The sequence below is a fragment of the Mycobacterium sp. genome, from assembly GCF_032162605.1.
Lineage (GTDB): Bacteria > Actinomycetota > Actinomycetes > Mycobacteriales > Mycobacteriaceae > Mycobacterium.
In genome coordinates this window covers 1-5141 of sequence record NZ_JAVROT010000343.1, presented here as the reverse complement: position 1 = coordinate 5141, position 5141 = coordinate 1, and the positions used below count along the sequence as shown (strand labels likewise).

Annotated in this window: 6 protein-coding genes; 3 read left to right on the top strand and 3 right to left on the bottom strand. The window is 67.7% G+C overall.

Annotation, left to right across the window (positions count from 1 at the left end):
* Positions 1-1357 (bottom strand): amidase (locus QOI01_RS19465; protein ID WP_526383790.1); only part of this gene is annotated, 1357 nt, incomplete at its 3' end.
* A complete protein-coding gene (locus QOI01_RS19460) occupies positions 1354-2397 on the bottom strand; it encodes a D-2-hydroxyacid dehydrogenase (protein ID WP_526383792.1) in 1044 nt (347 codons plus the stop codon). The genes QOI01_RS19465 and QOI01_RS19460, both read right to left, overlap by 4 nt.
* Before the next feature lie 598 nt (positions 2398-2995).
* Between QOI01_RS19460 and QOI01_RS19455 the strand changes: the two genes are divergently transcribed.
* Genes QOI01_RS19455 through QOI01_RS19445 form a run of 3 tightly spaced genes read left to right on the top strand, consistent with a single transcriptional unit; the run spans position 2996 to position 4249 of the window.
* The gene (locus QOI01_RS19455) at positions 2996-3949 is read left to right on the top strand and encodes a hypothetical protein (RefSeq protein ID WP_526383788.1); all 954 of its coding nucleotides are present in this window, start codon (positions 2996-2998) and stop codon (positions 3947-3949) included.
* Positions 3864-4073 carry a transketolase-like TK C-terminal-containing protein gene (locus QOI01_RS19450; protein ID WP_526383786.1) on the top strand — a complete coding sequence of 70 codons (210 nt, stop codon included), beginning with the start codon at positions 3864-3866 and terminating at the stop codon, positions 4071-4073. The genes QOI01_RS19455 and QOI01_RS19450 overlap by 86 nt, the downstream gene beginning before the upstream one ends.
* Positions 4025-4249 (top strand): hypothetical protein, encoded by a 225-nt coding sequence (locus QOI01_RS19445; RefSeq protein WP_526383794.1) that lies wholly within the window; start codon positions 4025-4027, stop codon positions 4247-4249. Before QOI01_RS19450 ends, QOI01_RS19445 begins: the two co-directional genes overlap by 49 nt.
* Before the next feature lie 444 nt (positions 4250-4693).
* On the opposite strand, the gene QOI01_RS19440 is transcribed toward QOI01_RS19445, so the two are convergent.
* The coding region (locus QOI01_RS19440; protein WP_526383785.1) for an aldolase/citrate lyase family protein at positions 4694-5141 on the bottom strand (448 nt) is incomplete at its 5' end.

The window sequence follows — 5141 nt, the reverse complement described above, 5'->3', positions numbered from 1 at the left end:
CGGTGGCGGACTGGTACGCCTGGCCGACCCGCAGCACCAGGGCGTCGGCGTGCCGGGGGCCGACGACCTGCAGGCCGACCGGAAGTCCGGCGGCGGTAAATCCGCACGGCACGCTCAGCGCAGGCTGTTGGGTCAGATTGAACGGATACGTGTACGGTGTCCAGCTCGTCCAGTCCGGCGAGGTGGAACCGTCCGGCACGTCCTGCCCGACGGGGAACGCGGCCAGCGGAAGTGTCGGGGTCAGCAGCACGTCGTAGGTCTGGTGGAACCTGCCCATCAACACACCGAGTTCCATCCGCACCGCAGTCGAATCGAGGTAGTCCGCCGCGGAGCACGCCGCTCCGACCGCCGAGGTCCGCCGCAGTCCTGGGTCGACCCGCTCGTCGACGGCGTCGCCGTAGGCCTTCAGCACCTGAGCCTCTCCCGAGTACCAGAGCACATGAAACGCCTCGACCGGATCCGCGAATCCCGGGTCGACCTCGTCCACGTGGGCGCCGGCATCGGCGAGGACGCCGACGGCGGTCCGGACCGCCGCGTCGACGTCGGGATCGTTGCCGACGAACCCGAGGTTTGGCGAGAACGCGATCCGCAGTCCGGCGACACCACCGTCGAGGCCGTCCAGGAAGGAGCGCGTCGGCGGCGGCATGGCTGACCAGTCACGGGCGTCGAAGCCGCTGATCACGTCGAGCAGCGCAGCGCAGTCCCGCACCGACCGGGTCATCGGGCCTGCGTGCGACAGGGTGCCGAACGCGCTCGACGGATACAACGGGACCACGCCGTAGGTCGGCTTCAGCGCGACCGTGCCGGTGAACCCCGCGGGGATGCGGACCGAGCCGCCCCCGTCCGTGCCGACCGACCACGCCCCCATGCCGAGGCCGACCGCCGCCGCACTGCCGCCGCTCGACCCGCCCGCCGTCTTGCCGGGGTCCCAGGGGTTGCCGGTGACGCCGTACCGGAACGAGTCGGTCACGCCCTTCCACGAGTACTCCGGGGTGGTGGTCTTGCCGAGGATGACCGCACCCGTTTCCCGGAGTCTCGCGACACTCGGTGCGTCTTCTCCCCACGGGCCTGCCTCGTCGATCAGCGTGCTGCCGCGCAGGGTCGGCCAGCCCCTGGTCCACAGCGCGTCCTTGATCGACGTCGGTACGCCATCACCGGGGCCAAGCGGCTCACCTGCATACCATCGGTCCTCGGATTCCTTCGCCGCGGCGAGCGCGCCGTCGGCGTCCACCAGCACGAAGGCGTTCACCTGGCGGTCATACCGCTCGATCGCCTCGAGTGCGGCGCGGGTGACCTCGACCGGCGAGAGCGCCTTGCGTCGGTACACCCCGACGAGGTCGACTCCCTGCGGAATCATCGAGTACCTCCGGGTTTGGATGTCGCCGGCAGCCCGGCTCCGGGTTTGGATGTCGCCGGCAGCCCGGCTCCGAGGCTGGGGATATAGCCGAGTTTCTTGTCGACCACGTTGACCAAGGGTTCGCCGGCCAGCCAGCGCTGGACGTTCGCCGCGTACTGCGCGGCCAGGGTGTCGCGCCAGCCGACGACGTCCCCGGACATGTGCGCGGTGATCGTCACGTTCGGGGCGTCCCACAGCGGGTGCTCGGCGGGCAGTGGCTCGGCGCTGAACACGTCGAGTGTCGCACCGCCGATGCGGTGTTCGCTCAGCGCGGCGAGCAGCGCGGGCTCGTCGACCAACGCACCGCGGGCGACGTTCACCAGGTGGGCGTCCGGTTTCATCGCGCTCAGCACGGCCGCATCCACCAGGTCGCGGGTCGCCTCGGTCAGAGGTGCGGCCAGGATCAAGAAGTCGCACCAGCCGACCTCGGTGGAAAGGTCGGCGCTGGCAACCACTTCGCCGAAGTCGGGGTCGCCGGTCCGCGCCGCGCGACCTGCCCCGCGCACCTCGAGCCCGGCTGCGCGCAGGAGCCGCGCGATCTCCCTGCCGATCGCGCCGGTGCCGACCACGAGGGCCTTGGCGCCGGTGATGGCGCGCGTCTCTCGGTGCTGCCACTGGTGTCGCCGTTGCAGGTCGAAGCTGTTGTGCGTGTCCTTGGCGTGCGCGATCACGGCGCCGAGCGCGTACTCTGCGATCGGCCGTTCGAAGACGCCCCGAGCGTTGGTCACCAGGACGTCGGAATCTCTCAGTTCGTCGAAGAGCAGGGTGTCGACACCGGCCGCCGTGATGTGGATCCACTCGACGGTGCCCGCGTCGGCCCAGACGTCGCGGACCGCGGTGGAGAAGAAGTGCCAGAGCAACACCCCCTGTGCACCGCGCACGGCCTCCGCCAGCCCGTCGGCGGCGCAGTAGCGGAACTCCACGTCCAGTCCGTCGAGCCCCGGCGGTCTGTCGGTCGCGCGCTCGCAGAGCACCGCAACGACCGGTCGCCGACCGCTCATCGCGCGACCTGACTCGCTGGGCGTCGGCACGCATTCGAGGCTAGGAACGCAACTGTCTGATTGTCAACAATCAGTTGCGGTTGGGCGGTGCGCCCCCAAACGAGGCCGGCCTGACATCGACCCGTAGGTCGACCTTCCCGCTCTCGGCCACGTGGGTCCTCGAGGCTGTCCGCCCGCAAGCGGAGGGCGGCCAGCGAATTGCGCAATTGATGTGACGCGTCGGCGACGAGTCGCGTGACGCTGATGCGAGGCCCGGCCCACCTGCGCCATGGTGTTGAACGCCGAGTTGAAATGGCGCACTTCCGGCGGCCCGCTCAAATCGAGGGGCGGGCCGGCGACCCTTCGTCGTGTCGGCGACGGCGCGCTCCAGCCCGTTGAGTGGGCGCAGCACCCGCCGCCTGAAGGCGCGGGCAATCAGGACCGCCATCACGAGAAGGCTCAAGCAGCCAATCGCCACTCACAGCCAGCAGTAGCCGACGCCCACGCGCGACCGTGGTGTCGACTTCCACGCACGATGGCGCCGACCAGCTCCCCGTCGTGTCGAATCACCCGCCGCTGCACCGGTACCGGCAATGGGAGCGGCCTTGGGAGATGAAATATGTGTGTGCGTGTCGCACCGTCAGAGCTCGCGGGTGATGCAGCCAACGCCGGCGCCGCGGACGGAACAGAGCAGTCGGCGGGACACCAAGTCGGCCGTTGTACTTCGGGTCCGGAGCGGCTCTGGAGCCGGCTCGATCCCGCGACGGCCGCCGGAAGCCTCTGCAAAGCGGCATCCGAACGCCTGAGGCGCGAGGACGTACCCGCTACACCTCCCCACGTCGCCAAGCGCATCGTCACTGTGAGCCCTGATGTCAGCTCGACGACAAACCTTGCAGGATGGCTGAACAAGGTCGGTGTGTGGTCACCCGACGAACGCCGCAGCTGGTTCGACGACGACGCCGAAACGATCATGCCCTGGCGGGAGAAGCCGACCGGTCAGCACATGGAACTCGGCATCGCCGAGACGAACCTGGTCGGGTTGATCAGTGAACTCGTCGCCACCTGGGCGCGGTGGGGTCAACCACTGTTTCCGGTCGGCGTCCTCTACGACCCGTTTGTCGAACGTGCTTTGGAGCCATGGTCATTCGGCATCTATGCCGGGGGACAGTCCATCTTGGTCGGTGCGCCGGCGGGAGTCACGTTGGCTACCGAGGGCGGCGCGCACCAGTCGGTCAGACGCCATCCATCGGGCTCGAACAGCCCGGATGCACGAGCTACGAGCCCGTATTCGCCATCGAGGTCGAATGGGCCCTGCTTAACTCCATCTCGAGGTTGGGCGCCCCGACGGTGGATCGTCCTACCTCCGGTTGTCCACCAGACCCGTTCGGCAGGAACTCGCAGAGATTCCCACCGACCCGGCCGGCCACGAACGTCGCCGCCGCCAGGTCGTCGCCGGTGCATACACGCTGCGGCCATGTGCCCATCCTGTGGTGACCATTGTGGCCGTCGGCGGGATCGTGACGGAAGCAATCGAGGCAAGGGATCGATTGACCGAGATGGGAATCAACGTTGAAGTGGTGTGCGTGACGAGTCCGAGTCTGTTGTTCGAAGCCGTTCGCTCCCGGCAAGGGCTCTGCGATGCGCCGACGTGGATCCTGGATCAGGTTTTCCCGTCGACCGTGCAGCACCGATGGTGACCGTCATCGACGGACACCCGCACACCCTCGCGTTCCTGCTCGCCATCAACCTGGTGCGGGGTACACAGTTGGGGGTCGACAAGTTCAGGCAGGCCGGGTCGCTAGATGCCGTCTACCGCTACCACGGTATCGATGCCGACAGCATCGTCCGAGCGGGACTGGATCTGGCCGATTGACCGCGGGGCCCTGCACGCACATCGGCCCGCGTCGTTGACTGGGTACGCGCCACAGCTACTGGGCCGCCTGCCTCGAAGAATGCCCCGGTCGACGCCATCGACGACGAAGACGATCTGCCAGAATCGCTCGAGCGCTTCAAGCGGATCAACGCCGCCTACTTCGGGCGCAACCCGATCCAGACCGATGCCGCCAAGGCACGACCCCGGCGTGGAAGTCGACGTGTTCGAGCGGCTGCCCACACCCTTCGGTCTGATCCGCGCCCACGTGGCGCCCGACCATCAGCACACCAAGTAGGTTGTGCGAATATTCGGACCGGCCGTCGCCAACAGGCGGCTGCAATGCCACTTCAAAGTCGAGATCGGACAACAGCTTTCCCACGACGAACTAAGCAACTCCACGCGCTGTTGGCCGAACGCGGCGCCGGGCGTAAGCGCGCCGTGCCGTCATAGGCTGCCACGGACGCGGTTGAGCCCGTCGGCAAGGGCGGCTTGGTACAACCACAGGTCACCGCTGTACGCCAGCACACGGAATCCTCGCTGCTGCAACATCTGTGCCTCGGCGACGGTGGTTGGCATCTGGCCGGCCCATTTGCCGGCACCTTGCGCGGCAGCTGAGACTCGGTCCAGTGCCGCGAGATAGTCCGGATGGTCGAACTGGCCGGGGATCCCCATGCTGTTGGTCAGATCGTACTGACCTACCCAGAGCACGTCGATGCCTTCTACCTCGACGATCTCGTCGACGGCCGCTAGGCCCTGCATTGTCTCGATCTGCGCGATCAGAAGGTGATCAGCATTGGAGCGGCGCATGTAGTCCACGCAATCGTGCTGGACGTAGTCGTCGTGGGCCACGCCGAACGCAGCTCCCCTCACACCTTGCGGTGGGTAGGTCGTC

Coding starts and splice junctions, on each gene's coding strand:
- QOI01_RS19460 (WP_526383792.1), bottom strand. CDS start 2,397: ATGAGCGGTCGGCGACCGGTCGTTGCGGTGCTCTGCGAGCGCGCGACC.
- QOI01_RS19455 (WP_526383788.1), top strand. CDS start 2,996: ATGTGTGTGCGTGTCGCACCGTCAGAGCTCGCGGGTGATGCAGCCAAC.